The following is a 21,896-nucleotide window of genomic DNA, read 5'->3' as shown; positions in this document are numbered from 1 at the left end:
TACTTTCTAGCTGCTGATACACCCCCGTCAAATCTCAGTGAAATAGCTAGATGCATATCTTCGCCCCATTTTGGAGATATGCATCACTCCTACCGCACCGCATGGGTAAGTAAGCACAAACTCCCAAATTACAGCCGCTTACAGTACCTCCCCGAATAAAGACTACCGTGTTATAAAAGACGCCACGCAAATATACGTCAGAATATCAACCAACCAATAAACGAGAGCCCCATATGCCATCAGAATATGATACCGGGGATATATGCAGAATTATCTGGGAAGAGGTCTGCATAATGAAAAGTTACGAGTCGACCAGACCGCTACCTTTTAATAAAAAGCTAAAGTCGGAAATTCCCAATGCCGCTGGGTTGCGAGAGCTTGCAAGGCGACTGAATGACCGCCTTGAGATAGCGCTGGGCAACAAGAATCTAGACAACTCCAAAACATTTTGGGCGTTTGCCAGGGAAATACTGTTCAACCATGTCAAAAAATAGAACTCATACAGACTATCGAATCGGCTTATTGGCACTTTCTATCGCCGCCTTAAGCAACTCCACTTTCGCGACTGATGAAACAGTCGACCCAGCCAAATTCGACAAAGACAATAATGGCCAGATATCTGCGATAGAGCTCCGCTCGATAATTTTGCCCAACTTCTCTGATGAATACAGAGACCGGGACCAGAATCACGATGGCTACCTGGATTGGGTTACCCTACCGAGCGGTGGGCGGCATGAGGATTTCCTCAAAGCAGTGGAGGGGGTTGAATCGCTTGACCCGTGCGCATACTTTCTTGAAACCTCGGCCGGGCATGAACTCGATGCGGCCTATGGTTCTGTATGTGACGAACATGGTGGGCTGGCAGAGATCGCCGAGATCAAGAAGCGAGTACCAATGACATACTCAGAGGTAACCGCCTATCTAGCGGAGCAAACAGCAAAGAATGGCAAGCCTCCAATCTTAAAAAATATCCACCTGCGAAAGAACTTTGAAACTCCGGTCAAAAAGCTCGAAAAATCTGAATCCGCAACAATCAGCTTTACCGACAATCGGGAAGCCAGCAATCAGATCATTTCACTGAGTGGCGCCCTCTTCTACGGTAAGGATTTGGAGCCATCCATAGTGGATGGCACGGTTAAACAGGGGCTGTACGGCGGAGTTCAGTTTAATCGTGTGGATTCAGACAATGAAAAGGGCGACATCAACACCCTTGCTTTCAAGGTCGGATCACAATGGTCCTGGATCACGCTCAATGAAAATTGTGATCCGGCAGTAACCAGCACTTGCTCCATGGAGCATTCCTTTACTGTCGACATTGCCAAAAATACAGATTTCGACTTTGACCGGAACATTAATACGCTGTCGGCAAGCTACAGCCCGGTTTTCTCCCGATATACCGGCATCCCGAAAGAGGTCTTTTCTCTATTCCAGGTCATGCTTGATGTAAATACATCACTGGCAATCAGCGATGTCAGCGATCCCGGTGATTCACAGGACATTGAAAGCAATCGCTCCTATCGTTATTGGGGTTACCAGTCTTCCCTCACGTTCTTTCCGCCTTTAACCACCAGCGGTGCCAACCTGAAAGTCACCCATGACTGGGTCAAAGAGTTAAACGACGACTATGAAGACTTGGAACAGACTAAAGTAAGCCTGCACCTTCCAATCGCCAATAATGAGAATCTGGCGGTAGTGGTAAGTTATTCGAAGGGCGAAAATGCGATCACTCGGGAGAGCTCGGATATCACTGAAATCGGGCTTGGCATTAAATTTTAGGGTGAAAGCGCATATCCGAAATCTTCAATAATTTTCCGGGTGCTGTCGAATACGAACCATCTGAGACGACTACCCTATACCAACGCAATTCATCGTTGGCCAAACGAAGGAAATACCATGTCCAGAATGATGTTCGTTAATCTGCCTGTGGCGGATCTTGGGAAGTCGGTTGAGTTCTTCTCGCAGCTCGGTTTCGACTTCAACCCCCAGTTCACCGATGAAACCGCCACCTGCATGATTGTCGGGGAAAGCAACTTTGTCATGCTACTTACCGGCGAAAAGTTTGGCAGCTTTACCCCCGGCCTTGAGCTTTGCGATACCGACAAGCATTCCGAGGTACTGGTTTGCCTTTCTGCCGAGAGCCGTGCTGAAGTGGATACGCTGCTAGAAAAGGCCCTAGCTGCAGGCGCTGCCAGCTACAGGGAACCGGAAGACTACGGTTTTATGTACGGCCGCAGCTTCCGGGATCTGGATGGGCATATCTGGGAGTTTATGTGGATGGATCCGGCTGCGGCTCAGAAAAATGACGTTTAACTCACTGTACTACGATATATCAAGGCGGCCATGTATGGCCGCCTTGATAGTTTCTTACCCTAGATCCTGCCTAGCAGATTAATCTCGCTGGTGAATTATCAAAAGCCCTCAAACTTATTGACAAGGTACTTTCGAATCCACGGGAATCGAGGGTTCCAGTTGATGAGTTTTCCGGCTTCAATTTCAGCGGCAGGCGTTATCCCTGCGGAAGAATCGGTGTTATCAAAAATTAGAGCGCGGTCCGCTGTAATTGCCGCGTCATACAGCATCTCCATGGTGCGCTTGTATCGCTCGACGATCTTTTCTGTCGGTACATCATGCCCACCTTTAGCGACCCTATCGGCCACCCGCTTCACGTTTACGTGAGGATCATTGATGCCCACAAATAGCAACAGAATATCAAAGCCTTTCGTTTTGGCGGTAACCAGGTATTCAATTTTTGAAGGGTGAGACATAACGCTTTCGAAGCTGTGAGATATACCACTGTTCAAAAGCTCTGTGCGGTGCGACTCGGCGATTCTTTGCGCTTCACGGACTGCGGCATCGTAATCCCCGCCTAATTCCTCGGCAATTTCATCGGGATTTATGTACTCACCAAAGTCCATGTTTTTATTCATGAACATTTCAGTTAGGGTGCTTTTCCCTGATCCATTTGGCCCGGCAATCAGGATTACTCTAGGCTTCGTCATTTTTTAAGCGCCTCCACTTCCTCCTTGGTCAGCTTGCGCTTGACGGCGTTGCCGTCTTTATCCAGCTTTTCGTAAAAAAACTCACCTGTTTCCAGGTCTTGAGACAAGACTTCCAGCCCGGCTTCCAGACTTTCCTTACGGGCTTTCAGCCCGGCTTCAGAGGCGGCTTCCGTTATCTCGCCCATGGAGAAGTCGTCAAAATTTCGTTTGTCAGTCACAATTTAATCCCTTCACTAAAACCTCGATATCTTCACTCACTGTAATTACTAGTTCTGTACCAATTGTGCCGAATAAAATATGCCGGCCTCTTGAGTAGATCAGGGTTATCCCATAGAGATTTGGTATTTGCAACTCTCAAAAGAATGGGCTTTGGCGCTTAAAAATCCGCTTAATTTCGAACGATAGTACTAAGCGGCCCAATCTTTGGAAGCGCCACTCAGACCTCCAGAGATGCCGCATCTCCGTCGGTATATTCATCCAGTTGTCATTGCGACCATCAAAATACAGTACAGCCGAGCCCAGTAGCTCCTCTGGCTTCCAAACTCTCGAAAATCGACTACTCATCTACGGCCTGCCCCCCGACGCCCCCCCACGACGGCCAGCCCCTTAAGATGCATTGCCCGCCATTTTCTCCAGATCTCCGCTTCTTTTAGGCCATCTCATACGACTACTTAATATCAGCGCACAAAGTATCTACCGCTGACCTGCTGAATGACGCGCCCGTTGTTACTGGCGTCATGCGTATTTACGTCACTTATCTGCCTCACAACAACAATAAAAATGGAGCCGGCCATGTCTTCGCCTGACTTTCAGAATCTTGGTAAGGAGCACCACAACCCGCGCCTCGCACGGCTGGGCCCCGGTGAAAAAGCGGGCTTCGCCATCGGCGATTTCGGTTTCAACCTCTACTGGACCTGTATCGCCTCTTTTCTTGCGGTTTTTTACACCGATGTATTTGGCCTGCCGGCGGCCATCGCGGGTACGTTACTGCTGATCACCAAGCTGATCGATGCGGTGACAGACCCGCTGATGGGCGCCATTGCGGATCGTACCCAGACCCGCTGGGGCAAGTTCCGCCCTTACCTGCTGTTCGCCGGCGTTCCTATGGCCGCGGCCTCGGTGCTCACCTTCACCACTCCGGATCTCGATGAAACCGGCAAAATCATTTACGCCTATATCACTTACAGCGCGATGATGTTGGGGTACACCTTGCTGAGCACCCCCTACGCGTCTCTCTCCGGGGTGATGACTGCTCACCCGCAGGAGCGCAATACCCTGATCAGCTGGCGGTTTATCGCCGCTTTTATCGGCATGACCTTCGTCAATAAGTACACCCTGCCGCTGGTGGAATGGCTGGGGCGGGGGGATGAACAACTCGGCTGGCAGCTCACCATGATGGTGTACGGCGCTCTGGCTTGCGTGATATTCGCGGTGACTTTTTTTACCACCCGCGAGCGTATCGAGCCGCCGGCAGTGCAGAGAACCGCCCCCCTGGACGACATCAAGGATCTGCTGCGAAATCGTCCCTGGTTAATTCTGGTGGGGCTGCAGATGGTCATCATGCTGACCATTACCCTGCGCGGCGGCTCCAGTTATTACTACCTGATGTATTACGTGGAGCGCCCGGAACTCATTTCCAATTATCTGGCCGTGCAGGCGCTCGCATTGGCCGTGGGTGCGGCGATCACACCGCTGCTGACCCGCTATGTAGATAAAGCGCGTCTGATCGTAGTTTTGATGGGGATTGTCGGCGCTCTTTCGTTGGCGTTCTATTTCGTACCAAAAGATGCGGTATGGCTGATGTTTACCCTGAACATTCTGATCAGCCTGGCACTGGGGCCCAAATCACCGCTGGCCTGGTCCATGTTCGCAGACTGCGCCGATTACACCGAGTGGCGCAGCGGGCGGCGCGCCACCGCCATGACGTTTTCCGCCGCCACCTTCTCCATGAAACTGGGCGGGGCCATGGGTTCTGCACTGATGCTGTGGGTGTTGGCAGCCATCGGGTATGTGGCACGGGAGGCGCAGAGCGGTGCCTCGCAAACCGGTATCGCCATGTTGCAGACGGTGATACCCGGTGCCTTCGCGCTGCTCGCTGCCGCCGTGGCAAGTTTCTATCCACTGAACAATGCGCGCCTCGAGCGCATTCAGGAGGAGCTGGGAAAAGGTACCGCGACTGGAGAACGGGACACCCCCGGAGCACTGGATACGCAACCAATAGCGCCCGGTGGAAACCCGCCGGCGGGGACCGCGACGTCGTAAAGGAAGCTACCGTATGAACAACACAACCGATCATTCCGCACTGCTCACCAGTTCCGAGGATGGTGCACGCTGCGAGCTTGCGAGCCCCACGACCATGCCCGCCGCCAGCGCCTTTTTGTGGAACCGGCGCATGCTGGTACAGGTAAATTGCCGCGGCTTCGTGGTAGCGCGCCATATGCAGCCGGAGCCGGCCGCCTACGCCCACGCCCCCAATCTCGAAGCCAAAACGTTTATGCAGCCGGAGCAGCCGTTCTATGCACACCACCCGGGCCGCTTCCTGTATCTAAAGGATGAGGATACCGGCGAACTGTTTTCCGCTCCCTACGAGCCGGTGCGCGCGAGCGCCGAGCAATTCTGTTTTTCCGCCGGCAGTGGCGATATTAGCTGGCGCGTGCACAACGCCGACCTGGAAGTTTGCATGACACTGCGTGTTCCTGTGGACGACGCAGTGGAATTGTGGGAATGCACCCTGCGCAATTATTCCGGCAGGCCGCGACGTATTTCTGTTTACCCCTATTTTCCCGCTGGTTATATGAGCTGGATGAACCAGTCCGGCGAATACCGTGCGGACCTGGGAGGCATCGTCTGCTCCAGTATTACGCCCTACCAGAAGGTTGATGACTACTTCAAAAATCGCCATCTGAAAGACAAAACGTTTCTTTTGCATGAAACAGCGCCGGACGCCTGGGAATCTGTTCAGGCGAACTTCGAGGGCGAGGGCGGGCTGCACAATCCCGACGCTGTGCGCCAGCCGTTATTAGGTGGCGGCGAGGCCCGCTATCAGGTGCCGGCGGCCGCGCTGCAATACCGCCTGCAACTGGCTCCCGACGAGGAGCGCACACTGCGCTTTCTATTCGGCCCGGCCCGCGACGATGAGGAAATCCTTGCACTGCGCGAGCGGTACCTGTCGGCCGCCGGATTCGCCGCGGCGGCAAGCGAATATCAGTGCTATCTGGAACAGGGGCGCGGCTGCCTGCAGATCGAAACCCCGGACCGGGAACTGGATCAGTTTGCCAACCTCTGGCTGCCGCGTCAGGTGTTCTACCACGGCGACGTCAACCGCCTGACCACAGACCCGCAAACCCGCAACTATTTGCAGGACCAGTTGGGCATGGCCTATATCCAGCCACAAACTGCGCGCGCCGCCCTACTGCGTACACTCAGCCAGCAAAAGCCGGATGGCTCCCTGCCCGACGGCATTCTGCTCAGCGCTGAGGCAGAGTTGAAATATATCAACCAGGTGCCGCATACGGATCACTGTGTGTGGCTGCCGATTTTTCTGCACGCCTACCTGGATGAAACCGGCGATTACGCGCTACTCGACGAACGGGTGAGTGCGGAAAGCGGGTGTGAGGAACGCAGTGTGTTTGAGCGTGTGAACAGCGCTCTGGACTGGCTGGCAGCGGCGCGCGACGAACGCGGCCTCAGCTACATCGGCCAGGGAGACTGGTGCGACCCGATGAATATGGTGGGCTACCGGGGGCGCGGCGTATCTGGCTGGCTTTCCCTCGCCACCGCCTATGCACTGAAGTTGTGGGCGGAAATCTGTGCGCAGCAGAAACAGACAGCGCCCGCAGAAAAATATGCCCGCATCGCCGCGGAGATCAACAGCGTGGTCAATCACCACCTGTGGGATGGAGAGTGGTTCGCGCGCGGCATCACCGACGACGACACTGTTTTTGGTGTGCGCGAAGATCGCGAGGGACGTATCTTCCTCAATCCCCAGAGCTGGGCGCTGCTGAGCGGCGCCGCCACTGCCGCGCAGCAGAAAAGCCTGCTGCGTGCGGTGGAGCAACAACTGGAAACTCCCTACGGGCCAATGATGCTGGCCCCCGCGTACACCGCGATGCGCGAGGATGTGGGTCGCGTCACCCAGAAACATCCGGGCTCCGCTGAAAACGGTTCTGTGTACAACCATGCTGCGGCGTTTTACATCTACAGTCTGTACGCCGTCGGCGAGAGTGACCGGGCCTGGCACACACTGCGGCAGATGATCCCCGGCCCCGATCGAGAGGATTTGATAAAACGCGGGCAGTTACCGGTGTTTGTTCCCAACTACTATCGCGGCGCCTGGCACCAGTACCCCGAACACGCGGGCCGCTCCAGCCAGTTGCTGAACACCGGCACCGCGGCCTGGATCTACCGCTGCCTGGTAGAGGCGCTATTCGGGTTAAAAGGTGAGGGCGAGGGCTTGCGCATTGCTCCGCAACTGCCCTCCCACTGGCGGCAGGCACGGGTGGAACGCCGCTTCCGCGGCGCCGTGTTTGAAGTGCAATTTGAGCGCCGCCCCTGCGGCGAAGGGCAAGGCGGCGAGAGGCATGATGGTTGGGAGCAAAAAGAGGCGGGCGTACAGGTGTATGCCGATGGCGAACACCTTGCGGAACCTTTGATCAGCCCGGTGCAGCCGGGGCGCCACTACCGGCTGCGGGTGTTGCTACCACACACCGAGAGCGCGGACTCGACGACGAATTCGACACCCAAGAGCGCGAAAGAAACGTTCCAAACCGTTTGAAAGCCGGTGTACTGCGCCGTTGCTGAACCTGGTGGCTGCCCTGCAGCACACGAGACCTTGGCCGCGGATTTTGTCGCGGCCAAGACCGGCGCAAATAAACTACTTGCCCTTTTCCGGCTCAGACAGGGAGACTTCCTCTTCCCGTCGCAGATAGCCAGCCTGCTCGCTGTCTTGCTGCAGACTCTGCTGATTGGGCATGGCCCGGGTCTGTTCGTTCAGCTGGTGGATCTGAGAGGCGTTACCCAGGTCGCGGCTGCTGGTGATCGAAGCGATGGATTCGCGGTCTTTCAGGAAGCCAATGACATCGGTTTTGATCGCCTGTAGCTCCTGATCGTCCCGGTGCATTTCGAGGATATGCCGCGGGTGCTCCAGGTTTTTCATACCGGTGGAGGCGAATGTGGTGGTAACGATGCGGGATACCACCACCCAGGGGGTTATGCTACTGCGTATCAGGGTATTTTCCGAACGGGTACTGTCGTGAATGCCGGTACCGGTGGAAATCCGGGATTCGGTAAAGGTGCCTTCGCACTTAAAGTACACCAGCAGCGACTCGAACTGGATCTCGGCAAAGTGCAGGTGTGCGGCATTGCTCAGCAGCTGCCCAAAGGATTTCAGCAGAAAGCCGATCAGCAGAATATGCAGGGCGCTCATCGCCAGGCCCAGCAGAGTGATGATCTGCTCACTGTTGATGATCTGCTCCAGCGAGCCGGATCCGGGGCTGGCAATGAAGTTGTAAATATCCACCGACTGGTACGCCAGCATCACGGTAAATGCCAGGGCGATGATGCTGAGCAGGTTGCCGCCGAACAGTGCCGCCAGACGCGCTTTGCGGAATGTCTCGCCGAGGTCCATCTCTTTCACACGTGGCTGGACTTCCTGAATCATCTCACCGCGGAAGCCACCTTTACCGTCGGTCTGTTCCTGAAGTTGCGGATCCAGCTCCCGGTATACGCGGTTGGGCACTTCCTTGTAGCGGCGGTTAGCCATCACCAGATTGTCGAGATTGATAAAGATCTCGTTCGGGTGCACGGATTCCTGCCAGTTCTCCCGCAGCTCGGAAACTTCCGCCACCGGGTCGGTGGCCGTCAGGCGCTGACGCAGCAGCACAAAGGCCAGCGCACTGGAGGCGACACCCAGCAGCAATACCGAGGCGATATAGAAGCCCGGGTTGAGGTCCGGGATCTGCGCCATGAACGCGTCCAGCTGGGCCGGGGTAACGTCGCTTTTGTTCAGTACCCAGGACGCCACGAGGCCCGCCAGCACTGGCAGTATCAGCGCCTGGGTAATGGTTCTGGACAGCGCACCGCCGCCAAGGGATTCGATGTTGCGTTCGGCATCCCGGTTGATGGGCTTGCCCGCCCGCCGCCAGATGACCAGCAGATACACCATCAGCAGTACGGAATAGACCGGGAACAGCAGCTCCCCGGCAGCGCCGGCAAATCCGGCCAGTGAGACGAACGCCACCAGGGCGTAGGCCACCAGAGCGACCAGGGTGCTGGTCCAGGCGCCGAATACCCGCTGGGCGAAGTTCCGTACCGGGTATGGCATGAACAGCAGCTTGGGCATGACGGTGTGCAGCAGGCGTGCGAGAAAGCCCTGGGGTTCCGCGAAAGTCGTGTTCTTGCGCCCGATCAGCATCTCTTCCAGCTGCTTGGCGTTGTACGCGACGGTAGTGGCCTCTTCCTGTGCCGTCGACTTTTCAGAACGGCTGTGGTTCGCGGCCAGTGAGGTTGGGTGGTTGCGGCCAACAAAGTATCTGAGCACCGCATAGACACCACCAGTAACCACGGTGATACCCGCGCCCAGCATGACCAGCCCAAAAGCCATCAGAATCCAGCCGGCACCGGCGTTGTCCTTGACTGTGGCGGCTGCAGAGATCAGCAGGGTCAGCCCGGCAATTGCCTGCACACCCCCGCGTATCGCGGTGACTTTACCTTCGGTCTTGAAAGGATTTTTGAGACCCAGGTCGATCGATCCGTAATCGAACGCCATTGATACCTCCTGAACGGCATTAAACGCAGAACCGGACAGTCAGGGTGTGCCGGTTTTTGTGTTGTGACTGAAATAAGCGTGCTCCCGTAGGGCGAAGCGGGCTGTGACCTGCCGCACACTTTTCTAAGGCGGGGGTTATATCACGACTGCCGCAGGTTCGCGAGACGCTGTCTTACTGACCCAGGGATGGCCGGTCAGAAATTGTGCGGAGAAAGATACGGAGAAAATAGTGAAAGCTTCAAGAAGAAAAGACGAGAAAAAATAGAGCGAGAGGGAGGAAAAGGCAGACTGGCCGATGCCCCCGCTCGCTTATCGGTTCTTTAGTGGGCCAGGTTTTATCGCACCAGCTCAACCTCACTCGGCCGCCATGTCTTCTCGAAAAACGGCTCCAGCGGGCTGTACAGCCGAAGCGCCGGAATAAAACCCTTGCCCGGCACCGTCTGGATCCAGTTACCCCGCCCAATACCCTTGGGTTGCTCAGGCCCGAAGTAGATGGTGGTCGTCCCATCGGCATTGGCTTCGGCGGCGGGCGACGGATAGCTCTGGCTGCCGGCGCGCGGGTAGCGTTGCGGTGTGACGAGCATGGAGCGGCTCATTGTGTCGTACAGCGTAAATGACCAGAATTTTCCAGCGGGGATGTCTTTCGGCAGCATCACCTTGTAGGTCTTGGCTCCATCAAAATAATTCTCATCGGCGTCCACCATGGTCCAAAGATAGGTGGAGCCTATATCTGGCAGGCGCATCGCCATTGCCGGTGTGATACCGGTGACGCCGTAGAAGAAAGCAGAGCGTGCATCCAGTTTCCGATAGCCGGTAGTCGGAAAGGGTTTGACCCCCTCCTTGGTAATGAGCGGGATCGGAGTTTCGAATTCGTGGCCGGTGGCAAATAGCATGTTCTGCCAGTTGGCGTCCTTGTAGTAATACCAGGAGCGGTCCCGCGGATTCATGAACAGGCTACGAGAGGTTGCATTGGCGAGTTTCAGCGCCTCGGTAAGGATCTTCTTCATGCGCGCGTCGGGCTTGAACGGCTTGCCTTTAACGATGCCAATCGCGGCTATGGGCCCCATCAGTTCCGGATCCAGCGCGGTAGCGGGCTCCTGCTGTACTACCTCGTTCAGCATCTCGTAAAACGTCCAATCGTTGGGGGGAATGGTGTTCATCACCTTCCCGCTTCCTTCATGGAAGATGGTCTTCGGTGGCGGGGTAATTTTGCCGAGCTTGGCATTACCCGCAAGAAACTCGGCAATGGGAGTGCCGAGCCCGCCTGCTTCATAGCGATAGACTTTAGTGAACTTGCGAATTCGTTCGACTGTCGGTTTCGGGTCGTTGTTGTCGAGGAAGGCGCGGGCAAACCAGACACCGTGGATGGTTTTGGAGTGCGCAACATTGAACTCCCCTTCGGGCAGCGCGCCCTCGTAACCCGGTGGGACGATCAGGTATTTGCCGCCCTCACCACGGTCGGGCCCGGGCAGGCCGACGTCAATGACCCAGCGGAACCAGGCATCCTGCACCGTGCCGAGCACTTGCGGTGGCACCTCAATCACCACCGGGCCCTTGCTGAGGTCAAGCCCGCCGATCATATAGATGGTGTCTGCATTGGCCGTTAGGAACAGGGATTTGGAATCCATCAGTTCCGAGAAGACGATCACCTCGTTGTCCTTCACGCCGATATCCCGGAGACCTTTGCGGACTGCATAAATGCTGACACCTTGCAGGGTATCTGTGAACGCCCGGAAGGCGTGGGTAAAGTCCAGGTTGTCGTACACTTTATCGAGCGTCGCTTTGCTGGGCACACCGTCGTCAAATTCGAGCGTGCCAATGCGCGTCTCGACCTGACCCGGTGTGGCAATGGCGGGAGGGATCGAATCGTTAGACTGAGCAGTGGTGAGCGCAGCACCAAGCAGCAGCGTGCACACGGAGAAGATGACCGCAGGCTTCATGAATCACTCCAGGTTTTTCAGGGGGTAGATTTGTTGCGAAGGCGACAGAAAGGTTTAGATCAATGATAGACACTGATTCTGGCCTTTACTGTTACCATGCCGCGCTGAAGCTAACCGCCGGTGCTTTGTCGGCCAGTGCCCCTATAGAGAGTTCAGATGTCATTCCAATCCCTGGGATTAAGCGCCCCGATCCTGCAAGCCCTTGAAGAAAAAGGCTATTCAACCCCCACCGAAATCCAACAAAAGGCGATTCCTGCCATTCTGCAAGGGCGGGACGTAATTGCGACTGCGCAGACAGGTACCGGCAAGACCGCAGCCTTTGTGTTGCCGATGCTGGATAAGCTCAGTGGTGAGCGCAAGCGGCGGGCAAAACGCCTGCGCGCGCTGATCCTGGTGCCCACCCGCGAGCTGGGGATGCAGGTGGAGGACAACATCCGGCTGTATGGAAAACATCTGAAGGTAGCTTCGATGTGCATGGTGGGAGGCGTTGATCTGGAACCGCAGAAGCAGCAATTGATCGACGGGGTGGATATTGTTGTGGCGACACCGGGGCGCCTGCTCGACCTGGCGCACCAACGCGCACTCCATTTTGACGAGCTGCAGATGCTGGTGATGGACGAGGCGGACCGCATGCTGGACATGGGGTTTATCGACGACCTCAACAAGATCATTGCGCGCCTGCCAGAACAGCGCCAGAGCCTGCTGTTTTCCGCAACTCTGTCGCCCCAGGTGAGATCGCTGGCGAGCACTGTGGTGGAAAACCCTTTTGAGGTTTCCATTGGCGGCGATACCCAATCCGCACCAAAAATTTCCCAGTGGTTGATTGCCGTCGACAAGCACAACAAGTCGGCGCTGCTCAGCCATCTGGTGAAAGAGCACAACTGGACCCAGGCGTTAATCTTCATTCGCACCCAACACGGCGCGGCGAAGCTGGTGAGCCAGCTGGAAAAACGCGGTATTGCCGCGGAATCGATCCACGGCGGCCGCAGCCAGGCGTCGCGCTCGCGGATTCTCGAAGCGTTTAAATCCGGTGAGATCAGTATTCTCGTCGCCACCGGTGTTGCCGCACGGGGTATCGATATCGACGAGCTGGAACGGGTGGTGAATTACGATATGCCCGACGATGCCGATGAATATATCCACCGCATCGGGCGCACCGGCCGCGCGGGCGCATCCGGTGAGGCCGTATCGCTGGTGTCCAAGGATGACTTCAAACGCCTGTGTGCGGTGGAACGCCGGCTGGGCAAGATCCTCGACCGGGTAACCATTGAAGCGTTCCCGGTGGTAAAAGACCTGCCGGCGTCGAACCTGAACTTTTCCATGAAGGGCGGCAAGCCAAAGAAAAGCGCCCCCGCTAAGGAGCGCGGTACAAAAAAGACACCGGCGGCAACGAAAAGTACCGCGCCCAAAAGCCCCTGGGGCTCCGTTAAAAAATAACCGGCAGGCTTGGCTGCCGGCCTTTCGAAAAATGGAAAAGCGGGTCAGACTAAATTGCGGTTACAGGTGCCGGTTTGATGATGACGCCCCACTCGCAGGTTTAGGCTTTCTTCATTGAGCTGGCTCCATCAGCGCATCGTCTTTGGCATTGGCACGCTTGTGCGCGTCGCGGTCGGTTACCCGTTTCGCGTAATCGATAAATTCAATACGTTTTTCGATGGTGCCGAACTGTAGCCCCCAGGCGATCTGCGCGCCCACGTACACATCGGCGGCGGTAAAGCGCTCGCCGGTGACATAGCTGTGCTCCGTAAACCAGCTGGAAAGGGTATCCAGCACCGCTGCGTAGCTACCGTAACCAACCATGCGCTGCTTTTCAGCATCGACCTCGATGCCCAGCATCTTGCTATCGGTGATCGCTGCCTCCAGCGGTCCCGCGGTAAAGAACAGCCAGCGGTAGTAACTGGCACGCTCTTCCGGCGACGGCCCCAGTCCCGCCTCCGGAAAAGCGTCTGCCAGATAGGCGCAGATGGCGGAGCACTCGGTCACTACCTGGCCCCGATGCACGATCGCCGGCACCTTGCCCATGGGGTTCAGTTTCAGATATTCAGGCGCTTTTATCGCCTTCTCGTAATCGAGTATTTTTTCCTGATAGGGGGCATTGAGCTCCTCCAGCATCCAGCGCGCGGTGCGCCCGCGGGACTGAGGGTTGGTGTAAAGCAATACTTCGTTCGTCATGGGTAGTCTCCCGTTCTTCCGTTGAAATCTGGCAAGCACTGTAAGGGGCAATTAGGCTATATTCCGCCCTATTAAAAACAAACGGAAAGCACTTCATGTCGAATCCAACGACGCGGGTACTGGCGCTACTGGAACTGCTCCAGTCTCACAGCCATGCCAGCGGTGGCGAACTGGCAAGAAAGCTGGGTGTGGACGGCCGTACGCTGCGCCGCTATATCAACATTCTTGAAGAAATCGGTATTCCGCTGACAGCGGAGCGCGGGCGCTACGGTGGTTACCGGCTGGTCTCCGGCTACAAGCTGCCCCCGATGATGTTTACCAATGAGGAGACCCTGGCGATCTCGCTCGGCCTGCTGGCGGCACGCAGCCTTAATATGGGGAATATGACCACGGCTGTGGCCAGTGCTCAGGCGAAACTCGAACGGGTAATGCCGCAGAAATTAAAGCAGCAATTGCGCGCACTGGACGAGAACATCACCCTGGATTTTTTACCGTCTCCTGCACCGGCGAGCGCTACACTGGCTACCCTGGCATCCGCCACGCAGGATCGCCGCCGAACAGTGTTCGACTATGTGGGCAGTAGCCCCGATGCAAACGGTGACGAAGCCCGAACGCGACGCGAGTTCGATTCATACGGTTTGGTTTTTCGCCGCAGCCGCTGGTATGCAGTGGGCCACTGCCACCTGCGTGCCGAGTTGCGCACCTTCCGCCTCGACCGTATACAGCAGCTCCACCAGCTGGACACTCCCTTTCAACGGCCACAAGATTTTGACGCCGCCGCCTATCTGACCCAAAGCTTTTCCAATATGGATTCGGCTATTGAAGCGGAGCTATTGCTGCACACGGATCTCGCCAGCGCGAGCGCAAGGCTCGGTGATGAAGTGGGCCTACTCACGCCTAAAGGAGATTCGGTTCTGTGGCGGGCCCAAACCGGCTGCCTGGGCTGGTTTGCGTTGCAGCTGGTGCAAATGCCCTTTACTTTTGAAGTGCTTTCACCGCCCGATCTTAAAGACGAACTGCGGCGGCATGCGAAGAGGCTGCTGGCAATGACGAAGGCTTGAATAACGAAGTATTTCAGCTGTCTTAGATTTAAATGTTACTGGATCGTTGAATGGTGCCAGCCTGAAATCGCAGGTCCAGGCTGGCAGTTGTGCCGCCGCTCTCAGGGAGTCGGCATCGGCATACACTCCATCACCTCCACACAATCCCCGGGGAAGATGCTGAAGTGCGGGTGGCTTTCGAATAGCTTCGCGGCCGCTTCGTGATTCTCCGCCTTGACGATGACATAGCCGGTCATGTCGTTACTGGTATCGCTGACACCACTGGCATCGATGCGCTTTGTTTTCCCGAGCGGACCGCCTTCAGCCACGAGAATGTCACTGTGCTTTTCCATCCAGCCGCCCCAGGCGGCCATGCCTTGCTCTAACCGCTGCTGTCGCTCTTCTTCGGTGAGGTTATCCCATGCTTTGCTGCTTTTTGGGTTGCCGAGATACATGGCCAGATAGTTTTTCATAGCTAGTCCCTTCCTTGTTTGAACGTGGTTACTGTTTGATTTCCGGTTCGACCAGGCGAGCCAGGGCCAACATGGACTCCTGCCAACCGAGATAGCACATCTCAACCGGGATTACATCGGGGATGCCATCCTGCACGATGGTGAGTTCGGTTCCGCTGGAAACAGGCTTCAAGGTGACGGTCATTGTCATGGCACCGGGCATATTCGGATCGTCGAAGGTATCCGTGTAGCGGATCCGTTCATTCTCTACCAGCTCGATGTACTCGCCACCAAAAGAGTGCCGCTCGCCGGTGGTAAAGTTGACAAAGGAAGCCTTGTAGGTACCCCCTACCTTTGCCTCCAAATCCTCGTAAATGCCATAGAAGCCATCGGGCGGGGACCATTTTGCCATGGCGTGGGGGTTGATAAATGCGCGGTAGACGCGCTCGGCGGGCGCGCGCAATACGCGATGTAAACGGACAGTGCCGGGCATGGTGATTCTCCTCTATTTTCTTTATTAGCGCGTTTCGTTAACTCAGCCAGCGTTGCCGCCAGCCGTGTTACCGGTTTCCATCAGCTCGCGGGCGGGACGGACTTCTACCGAGCCGTAGCGGGCCGGTGGAATTTTTCCGGCCAGGGCGATGGCCTGATTGAGATCCTTCGCTTCGAGCATGTAAAAGCCCGCGAGCTGCTCCTTGGTTTCCGCGAACGGGCCATCGGTCACGGTGACTCGCTTGTCCTGCACGCGCACGGTGGTCGCGGCACTGGTGGGCATCAGCGGGCTGCCGGTGATGAAGTGGCCGCTCTTGCTCAGGTCTTCCACACAGGCAATACACTCCTGATTGAGTGCATCCCACTCCTGCTGGGTCTTCTGCTCCATGCGTTTTTCGTCGTAATAGACCAGCGCGAGATACTTCATCTTGTGCTCCTTGTTGATGTAAAAGCAGTTCCGAAATCCGTGGTTTCAATAGGTAGTCGATTGGGGATGACGGAATTCGACAGTCAGGCAAAAATTTTTTGATAATTTCTGCCCGCCCGGTCAATCGTCATCCAGCTCCGCCAGTCGCCGGGCGAGAAAGCGCCGTTCCGGGCCCTGTTGCGCCAGCGCAAGGGCCCGTTGATACGCCTGTTGTGCCTCAGTTTTTTGACCAAGACGACGACAGAGGTCAGCTCGTGCCGCGTGTGCCAGGTGGTAATCGGACAGGGGCGGCCGCGTCAGCAGGTCATCGATCAACACTAGGCCCTGTGCCGGGCCATCACGCATTGCGAGGGCAACGGCGCGGTTGAGCTGGATCACCGGTGATGGCATTCGCTCCAGCAGAGCATCGTAGAGGCCGACGATCTGAGGCCAGTCTGTCGCTTCGACCGTCGCCGCTTCCGCGTGTACCGCGGCGATGGCGGCCTGCAGGGTATAGGGGCCGAATCGACGGCTGGCCAGCGCGCGCAGCACCAGCGCACAGCCCTCATTGACCTGCGCCTGATCCCACAGGCTGCGGTCTTGCTGCTCCAGCAGTATGAGATCGCCCTCCGTCGTTACCCGCGCCTTGCGGCGGGAATCCTGCAGCAGCAAAAGCGCCAGCAAGCCCTCCACTTCGGGTTCCGGCAACAGCTGGCACACCAGGCGCGCGAGGCGGATGCCTTCTGCGGCAAGTTCCCGGCGGACGAGGCTGTCGCCACTTGAGGCGGAATAGCCCTCATTGAAGATGAGATAAATCGCGTGCAGTACGCTCGCAAGGCGCTCCGCCAATTGATCCGCCCGCGGCACTTCGTAGGGAATTTTCGCGTCGCGGATTTTCGCCTTGGCGCGCACGATGCGCTGAGCGAGTGTCGGGGGAGAGATGAGGAAGGCACTGGCAATCGCTTCCGTGGTGAGACCGCACACTTCCCGCAATGTCAGCGCGAGTTGCGCCTCCGGCGCCAGGCTTGGATGGCAACAGGTAAAGATCAGACGCAGGCGGTCGTCCTCGATGGCGTGAGTTTCCAACGTGTCTTCGGTCGCGAGTTCGTTTTCCAGGCGATCGGCCACATCCTCGTAAGACACGTCAAAGCGCGCTTTGCGGCGAAGCTGGTCGATGGCCTTGAAGCGCCCGGTGGAGACAAGCCACGCGCGAGGGTTATCTGGTATACCGTCCGCGGGCCACTGGCAGAGCGCGGCGGCGAAGGATTCCTGCAGTGCTTCTTCGGCCAGATCGAAATCACCCAGCAGCCGGATCAGGGTGGCCAGCACCTGACGGGATTCGGTCTGATAGATTTCCTGCAGCCGGACTTGAATTGATTCAGGCATAGACGTGGTTATTGTTGGATTCGACGCAATTGAACAGGCTATTTACTATGGCGAAGATATGGCATTCTCTACCGATCCACCACACAAATAGATAATGTTAAAATGATCGACTTCGAAAACAAGAGCCTGTTCAAACTCAAGCAGAATACCGGATTCGCTGAAAAAGTAGCGCCACTGCTATTGGAAGGAGAGGAAGTTCTGGACTCGTTCAAATCCATGCGTGACGGCGTGGTTTTCACCAGCAAGCGCATTATTGCGGTCAACGTGCAGGGTATTACCGGTAGCAAGAAGGATTTCACCTCCCTGCCGTACAAGAATATCGTGGCCTATTCGGTGGAGACGAGCGGAACCTTCGATATCGACAGTGAGCTGGAGCTGAATTTCTCTGCCCTAGGAAAGGTACGTTTTGAATTTAGCGGAAAATCGCGACTTTTGGATATCGCGCACTATATTGCTCGCTATGCCTTGTAATCTCGTATAGATCGCGCAGGTCTCCTTATCCTAAGGACTGGAAAATGAAAAAAATAATTACCTTATGCGCCCTGCTTTCTTCAATGACGCTGACAACCATAGCGTTTTCTGAGCCGCGCTCTATTGGAGAGTCCCGCACATTAAATTCAAAAATATTAGGGAAAGAGAAGTCCATTCAAGTCTACCTACCTGCGGAAACAGGTCATCCAGACCAGAAGTTCCCGGTACTGTACTTACTGCATGGACAGTGGGACATGCTACCCGCAGTAGCCACTCTAGACCTGATAGCCACAACAGTTCCAGAGTTCATGGTGGTCGGTATCGACAGCCGAGGGCCAGAGCTAAATGTATCTGATGGTGCAGACACCTTTGCCCGCTTCTTGCAACTAGAGCTGTTTCCACTGATAGAGGAAGAGTATCCTGCCGCAGACTACCGGATTCTCTCGGGCCACTCACACGCTGGTAAGTTTGTAATGCATCAGTGGCTGATGGACGCCTTGCCGCTGACCCAATACTTTGCCTTCAGCCCCTCTCTGGATGATGGCTACCTTCTCGATAAGATTCAGAGACTGCCGAACGCCAAAGATATACAGCTTAAGCCGTTGACACTGACTATGGCGAGTGAAGGCGAGCACATGTATACCCCATACACCAAGATCGAATCACTTCTTAAAGGCAACAGTGGTTTCCTATTTTCATCCAGCCACTTCCCCGAGGAGTCACATCGCAGCACGAAACATCCGTCATTGAAGTTTGCTCTTCAAGAGAGCTTCCCTGAGTGGGCACCTTCCGGCCCAGTAAAAATGTCCGGTGCAGCAGGGATCAAGAAACATTATGACACTCTGTCTAATCGCTACGGCCTGTCCGCCCTTCCTTCGATTGAGATGTTGCAACAGATTACTGCCCGATACTCTGTGGGAGGCTCGCCAGAATCTCACGCCAAACTCCAGCCCATGTTTCACTATGCACTACGTGACCTCAACGTGTCAGCCGCGCCATTTGTCGAGATCGTTGACTACTTAACCGAGAATGGTTACACGGAAGCCAGCTCGATTTATCTGGCCGCACTTTGCCGTACGGAGGATAGTATCGACCGCTGCAGGACAATGCCGCCCAATCAACAACGTAAGAATATTGAATGATTTAAGTAGTCGCTGGCGCGATATGGCAAATAGAAAGTCTCCGGTCGGCAATCGAACCAAAGGAAACTCACCAGCTGGAACGACGATAAAGGATTCGGCTTTGTTGAGCCGGTGCTTGGGGGCAAGCGGGCTTTCATCCATATCAAGGCGTTCGACAAGCGCCAGCGCCGGCCCGAACCGGGTGAGCTGGTCACCTACGAACTTTCTTCCGACCATCAAGGGCGGCCGCGCGCTATCAAAGCGCTCCGCCCTGGGTATAAACCCCACGCTCAACGTAATTCACATAGCACCTGGCCAATGCTAGTCGCCTTGTTATTTTTTGGTTCTCTCGCAATCTCCGTAGGGCTCGGGAAGCTACCCCCGCTGATACCCAGCTTTTTCATCGCTATGAGCCTTTTTACCTATCTACTCTATTATCGGGACAAGTCTGCAGCGCGCAGCGATAGCTGGCGCACCCAGGAAAGTACTCTGCATTTATGCGCACTTCTCGGCGGTTGGCCCGGTGCTCTACTGGCGCAAAAGCGGCTCAGGCATAAAACGCGCAAACAGCCGTTCCAGTTCATCTACTGGGTTACTGTTTTGGCGAGTACAGCGGCTACAATCTGGATGTATACAGACGCGGGCTCAGATTTTTTGCATGCGCTGCTCGGCAGCTACAGCCGCTTTCCGTTTGATGAGTAAACAGACATAAGCCGGAAAAAACTCAACAGCAAAATACACATTGAAGCAAGCGAGCGTTAAACATCAACTCTCACAACGATCTTCATCGGACCAGGAGGGGCGATTGACTGGTAGCAGATCAGGCCCTGATGCGAGCGCTGGATACGGCGCCCAAACAGGCTCATAATCGCCCTCACATCAACAGGCACGATGAGAGAAAGTAGTCGGCCTTCACCCTCTGAGCATTTCACTCTAGTATGTCGACAAACGGACACAACAGATTCCCATAGGACAGCCCGCGATGTCGCTTTTATTTGAAGAAATTGATAGCCAGCCTTCACCACTGGGTGAAATCTCCCTGCGTAGGCGGCGTATCCCCGCACTGGGCGAGCGAGATATTTACGAAGTGAAGCTCGGCGATGAGTTCCTGATGTCGAGCATGTTTGTGGAAGCTGAAGAGGCACTCTCTACGCTTGGCCTGGCAGCCTGTCAGGGCGACGATCTCGAGGTGGTGGTTGGCGGATTGGGACTGGGTTACACCGCTGTGGCCGCGCTGAAGGATGAGCGGGTTGATGAAATGCTGGTGGTCGATGCCCTGGATACGGTAATCAACTGGCACAAAGATGAAAAGGTGCCGCTCGGTAAGATCCTTAACGCCGATAGCAGGCACCGCTATGTACACGGCAGCTTCTTCGATCTGGCTACTGATCCGGCAACGGGCTTTGATCCAAACAGGGCGGGCAGACGCTTCGACGCGATATTATTGGATATCGACCACTCGCCAACGGAGTATCTGAACGCGGCGAATGCGAGCTTTTATACCACCGAGAATCTGGCGCTGATGGCGGAACAACTCAAACCGAACGGGGTATTCGCCATGTGGTCGCAAAACCTCCCCGAACCAGACTTTGAGCGGCTGCTGGGAACGGTGTTTGAAACCGTCGAGTCCCATGTGGTGTCGTTCTACAACCCTTTTCTGAGCGATGAATCCACGAACTCCGTATATGTATGTAAAAAGGGGGCGCGGTAACTCTTACCGCGCCCCCTGGTTGGCTTACAAAACCTGGACCACTCAGGGCGCGACAGGCACGGGCGCTGACGATTTCTGGCTATTCGCCTGCGCTACAACAGCTACATCCGTCACAGTTACTTTTGCCCCCGGCACTACCGGCCCCGAGAAGTCTGCCTTGGCTTTTAATGCATCCTGAGCGTTTTTGATCTGGTAATCCTTAAGATCTTGCAAACTCTTGATTCGCGCACCGCCGGCATCTTCGGGTAATGTTTCATTGAAATCACTGCGGAACCAGCGCCGACCGTGGGTAATGACCCGCCCCACAGATGCTTTCGCACTTGGAAGACCGGGCACTATATAGTCCATGGTGAAATCATCGTAGAACGCTTGAATCTCCGCAGGATCATCAAACTCGGTGAAATCAATCTCGAATGTATTGGAGATACTGAAATAGGTAAAGCCCGAGACCTGTGCGTTCGGCCCACAGATTGACTCCACCATCTGACAGGTATCGATCGGGTCCTGCATAATCTGGCAGCCCTCGAAGACGATCTTCGATTGTACAATCACTCCCGTTTTCGCCAGCGCTTGACGTACTTTTTTCGTGGTGGGACTTGCACCACCAATCAGCAGGAACCCTGGACCCGAGTGCACGTCGATGATCAGCGTATCAATCTTGCCGTATTTGCTCAGGGCCGCGGCGAGTTCAGCCAGTGAGCCTACGCCCACCAGTTTTGCGTTCGGGTAATAGGCGCGCGCGAGTATCGGTGCGAACTTGCCAATCCCCGAGTCGCCACTGTCGTACAGCATCAGCGTATTAATTGACGGCCCCTTGGCAGCGGATGATCCGCTCCCCTTGGCCGCTTTGGTGTCTGCCACCGGCGTCTGCGTCAGCTCCGTTGCATTGAGGAACCGGGCCACATCAGTGACTGGATGATTTGGATCCATCGTGTGGCCC

The 21,896-nt window shown here is 55.7% G+C and carries 20 protein-coding genes and 1 pseudogene; 11 read left to right on the top strand and 10 right to left on the bottom strand.

The genetic code is table 11. The features are described from left to right. The first annotated feature begins 480 nt into the window (after positions 1-480). Positions 481-1,776: a hypothetical protein gene (locus Q1A74_RS09145; protein ID WP_299594948.1), complete on the top strand. Its 1,296-nt coding sequence runs from the start codon at positions 481-483 to the stop codon at positions 1,774-1,776. A gap of 117 nt (positions 1,777-1,893) precedes the next feature. Then, positions 1,894-2,310: a VOC family protein gene (locus Q1A74_RS09140; protein ID WP_299594946.1), complete on the top strand. Its 417-nt coding sequence runs from the start codon at positions 1,894-1,896 to the stop codon at positions 2,308-2,310. 98 nt (positions 2,311-2,408) lie between these two features. Here Q1A74_RS09140 and Q1A74_RS09135 read toward each other — a convergent pair whose 3' ends face one another. Beyond that, entirely contained in the window at positions 2,409-2,999 is a 591-nt protein-coding gene (locus tag Q1A74_RS09135) for a zeta toxin family protein (RefSeq protein ID WP_299594944.1), read from the bottom strand. Then, on the bottom strand, positions 2,996-3,217 hold the full coding sequence (locus tag Q1A74_RS09130) for a hypothetical protein (RefSeq protein ID WP_299594942.1): 222 nt from the start codon (positions 3,215-3,217) through the stop codon (positions 2,996-2,998). The genes Q1A74_RS09135 and Q1A74_RS09130 overlap by 4 nt, the downstream gene beginning before the upstream one ends. Before the next feature lie 574 nt (positions 3,218-3,791). On the opposite strand from Q1A74_RS09130, the gene Q1A74_RS09125 reads away from it, so the two are divergent. Both Q1A74_RS09125 and Q1A74_RS09120 read left to right on the top strand, forming a co-directional pair. Then, entirely contained in the window at positions 3,792-5,261 is a 1,470-nt protein-coding gene (locus tag Q1A74_RS09125; protein ID WP_299594940.1) for a glycoside-pentoside-hexuronide (GPH):cation symporter, read from the top strand. A gap of 13 nt (positions 5,262-5,274) precedes the next feature. Next, positions 5,275-7,773 (top strand): NdvB protein, encoded by a 2,499-nt coding sequence (locus Q1A74_RS09120; protein ID WP_299594938.1) that lies wholly within the window; start codon positions 5,275-5,277, stop codon positions 7,771-7,773. Between the two features lie 99 nt (positions 7,774-7,872). Here Q1A74_RS09120 and Q1A74_RS09115 read toward each other — a convergent pair whose 3' ends face one another. Beyond that, complete coding sequence (locus tag Q1A74_RS09115; RefSeq protein ID WP_299594936.1) at positions 7,873-9,765, bottom strand: hypothetical protein; 1,893 nt, start codon at positions 9,763-9,765, stop codon at positions 7,873-7,875. Between the two features lie 335 nt (positions 9,766-10,100). After that, the gene (locus Q1A74_RS09110) at positions 10,101-11,705 is read right to left on the bottom strand and encodes a DUF1254 domain-containing protein (protein ID WP_299594934.1); all 1,605 of its coding nucleotides are present in this window, start codon (positions 11,703-11,705) and stop codon (positions 10,101-10,103) included. 156 nt (positions 11,706-11,861) lie between these two features. Here Q1A74_RS09110 and Q1A74_RS09105 point away from each other — a divergent pair, with 156 nt between their 5' ends. Then, positions 11,862-13,142 carry a DEAD/DEAH box helicase gene (locus Q1A74_RS09105; protein WP_299594932.1) on the top strand — a complete coding sequence of 427 codons (1,281 nt, stop codon included), beginning with the start codon at positions 11,862-11,864 and terminating at the stop codon, positions 13,140-13,142. Positions 13,143-13,253: 111 nt separating this feature from the next. On the opposite strand, the gene Q1A74_RS09100 is transcribed toward Q1A74_RS09105, so the two are convergent. Beyond that, a complete protein-coding gene (locus tag Q1A74_RS09100) occupies positions 13,254-13,877 on the bottom strand; it encodes a glutathione S-transferase family protein (protein ID WP_299594930.1) in 624 nt (207 codons plus the stop codon). A gap of 95 nt (positions 13,878-13,972) precedes the next feature. On the opposite strand from Q1A74_RS09100, the gene Q1A74_RS09095 reads away from it, so the two are divergent. Next, positions 13,973-14,938 (top strand): YafY family protein, encoded by a 966-nt coding sequence (locus Q1A74_RS09095; protein ID WP_299594928.1) that lies wholly within the window; start codon positions 13,973-13,975, stop codon positions 14,936-14,938. A gap of 101 nt (positions 14,939-15,039) precedes the next feature. On the opposite strand, the gene Q1A74_RS09090 is transcribed toward Q1A74_RS09095, so the two are convergent. The 4 genes from Q1A74_RS09090 to Q1A74_RS09075 form a co-directional block, all read right to left on the bottom strand. After that, a complete protein-coding gene (locus Q1A74_RS09090) occupies positions 15,040-15,390 on the bottom strand; it encodes a hypothetical protein (protein WP_299594926.1) in 351 nt (116 codons plus the stop codon). Between the two features lie 28 nt (positions 15,391-15,418). Next, complete coding sequence (locus Q1A74_RS09085) at positions 15,419-15,862, bottom strand: SRPBCC family protein (RefSeq protein WP_299594924.1); 444 nt, start codon at positions 15,860-15,862, stop codon at positions 15,419-15,421. 42 nt (positions 15,863-15,904) lie between these two features. After that, positions 15,905-16,288 (bottom strand): YciI family protein, encoded by a 384-nt coding sequence (locus Q1A74_RS09080; RefSeq protein ID WP_299594922.1) that lies wholly within the window; start codon positions 16,286-16,288, stop codon positions 15,905-15,907. A 120-nt stretch (positions 16,289-16,408) separates the two neighbouring features. Continuing rightward, positions 16,409-17,653 carry an RNA polymerase sigma factor gene (locus tag Q1A74_RS09075; protein ID WP_299594920.1) on the bottom strand — a complete coding sequence of 415 codons (1,245 nt, stop codon included), beginning with the start codon at positions 17,651-17,653 and terminating at the stop codon, positions 16,409-16,411. A 102-nt stretch (positions 17,654-17,755) separates the two neighbouring features. On the opposite strand from Q1A74_RS09075, the gene Q1A74_RS09070 reads away from it, so the two are divergent. The 5 genes and pseudogenes from Q1A74_RS09070 (at position 17,756) to Q1A74_RS09050 (ending at position 20,956) form a co-directional block, all read left to right on the top strand. Further along, positions 17,756-18,124, top strand: coding sequence for a PH domain-containing protein (locus Q1A74_RS09070; protein WP_299594918.1), 369 nt, complete (start codon positions 17,756-17,758; stop codon positions 18,122-18,124). Between the two features lie 44 nt (positions 18,125-18,168). Continuing rightward, complete coding sequence (locus tag Q1A74_RS09065) at positions 18,169-19,266, top strand: alpha/beta hydrolase-fold protein (RefSeq protein WP_299594916.1); 1,098 nt, start codon at positions 18,169-18,171, stop codon at positions 19,264-19,266. 87 nt (positions 19,267-19,353) lie between these two features. After that, positions 19,354-19,494, top strand: a pseudogene (locus Q1A74_RS09060) (cold-shock protein); the annotation flags it as partial. Between the two features lie 69 nt (positions 19,495-19,563). After that, entirely contained in the window at positions 19,564-19,947 is a 384-nt protein-coding gene (locus tag Q1A74_RS09055; protein ID WP_367275381.1) for a DUF1294 domain-containing protein, read from the top strand. Between the two features lie 280 nt (positions 19,948-20,227). Continuing rightward, on the top strand, positions 20,228-20,956 hold the full coding sequence (locus Q1A74_RS09050; RefSeq protein ID WP_299594914.1) for a spermidine synthase: 729 nt from the start codon (positions 20,228-20,230) through the stop codon (positions 20,954-20,956). Between the two features lie 42 nt (positions 20,957-20,998). On the opposite strand, the gene Q1A74_RS09045 is transcribed toward Q1A74_RS09050, so the two are convergent. Further along, a complete protein-coding gene (locus Q1A74_RS09045) occupies positions 20,999-21,886 on the bottom strand; it encodes a hypothetical protein (protein ID WP_299594912.1) in 888 nt (295 codons plus the stop codon). Positions 21,887-21,896: the final 10 nt, after the last annotated feature.

It is taken from the genome of uncultured Microbulbifer sp., from assembly GCF_947504145.1.
Lineage (GTDB): Bacteria > Pseudomonadota > Gammaproteobacteria > Pseudomonadales > Cellvibrionaceae > Microbulbifer.
This window is presented reverse-complemented; position numbering and strand designations above follow the sequence as displayed.

What these genes read in the sequence shown, in the direction of transcription:
- Q1A74_RS09145 (WP_299594948.1), top strand. Translation starts at nt 481, where the DNA reads ATGTCAAAAAATAGAACTCATACAGACTATCGAATCGGCTTATTGGCA.
- Q1A74_RS09140 (WP_299594946.1), top strand. Translation starts at nt 1,894, where the DNA reads ATGTCCAGAATGATGTTCGTTAATCTGCCTGTGGCGGATCTTGGGAAG.
- Q1A74_RS09135 (WP_299594944.1), bottom strand. Translation starts at nt 2,999, where the DNA reads ATGACGAAGCCTAGAGTAATCCTGATTGCCGGGCCAAATGGATCAGGG.
- Q1A74_RS09125 (WP_299594940.1), top strand. Translation starts at nt 3,792, where the DNA reads ATGTCTTCGCCTGACTTTCAGAATCTTGGTAAGGAGCACCACAACCCG.
- Q1A74_RS09120 (WP_299594938.1), top strand. Translation starts at nt 5,275, where the DNA reads ATGAACAACACAACCGATCATTCCGCACTGCTCACCAGTTCCGAGGAT.
- Q1A74_RS09115 (WP_299594936.1), bottom strand. Translation starts at nt 9,765, where the DNA reads ATGGCGTTCGATTACGGATCGATCGACCTGGGTCTCAAAAATCCTTTC.
- Q1A74_RS09110 (WP_299594934.1), bottom strand. Translation starts at nt 11,705, where the DNA reads ATGAAGCCTGCGGTCATCTTCTCCGTGTGCACGCTGCTGCTTGGTGCT.
- Q1A74_RS09105 (WP_299594932.1), top strand. Translation starts at nt 11,862, where the DNA reads ATGTCATTCCAATCCCTGGGATTAAGCGCCCCGATCCTGCAAGCCCTT.
- Q1A74_RS09100 (WP_299594930.1), bottom strand. Translation starts at nt 13,877, where the DNA reads ATGACGAACGAAGTATTGCTTTACACCAACCCTCAGTCCCGCGGGCGC.
- Q1A74_RS09095 (WP_299594928.1), top strand. Translation starts at nt 13,973, where the DNA reads ATGTCGAATCCAACGACGCGGGTACTGGCGCTACTGGAACTGCTCCAG.
- Q1A74_RS09090 (WP_299594926.1), bottom strand. Translation starts at nt 15,390, where the DNA reads ATGAAAAACTATCTGGCCATGTATCTCGGCAACCCAAAAAGCAGCAAA.
- Q1A74_RS09085 (WP_299594924.1), bottom strand. Translation starts at nt 15,862, where the DNA reads ATGCCCGGCACTGTCCGTTTACATCGCGTATTGCGCGCGCCCGCCGAG.
- Q1A74_RS09080 (WP_299594922.1), bottom strand. Translation starts at nt 16,288, where the DNA reads ATGAAGTATCTCGCGCTGGTCTATTACGACGAAAAACGCATGGAGCAG.
- Q1A74_RS09075 (WP_299594920.1), bottom strand. Translation starts at nt 17,653, where the DNA reads ATGCCTGAATCAATTCAAGTCCGGCTGCAGGAAATCTATCAGACCGAA.
- Q1A74_RS09070 (WP_299594918.1), top strand. Translation starts at nt 17,756, where the DNA reads ATGATCGACTTCGAAAACAAGAGCCTGTTCAAACTCAAGCAGAATACC.
- Q1A74_RS09065 (WP_299594916.1), top strand. Translation starts at nt 18,169, where the DNA reads ATGAAAAAAATAATTACCTTATGCGCCCTGCTTTCTTCAATGACGCTG.
- Q1A74_RS09055 (WP_367275381.1), top strand. Translation starts at nt 19,564, where the DNA reads ATGCTAGTCGCCTTGTTATTTTTTGGTTCTCTCGCAATCTCCGTAGGG.
- Q1A74_RS09050 (WP_299594914.1), top strand. Translation starts at nt 20,228, where the DNA reads ATGTCGCTTTTATTTGAAGAAATTGATAGCCAGCCTTCACCACTGGGT.
- Q1A74_RS09045 (WP_299594912.1), bottom strand. Translation starts at nt 21,886, where the DNA reads ATGGATCCAAATCATCCAGTCACTGATGTGGCCCGGTTCCTCAATGCA.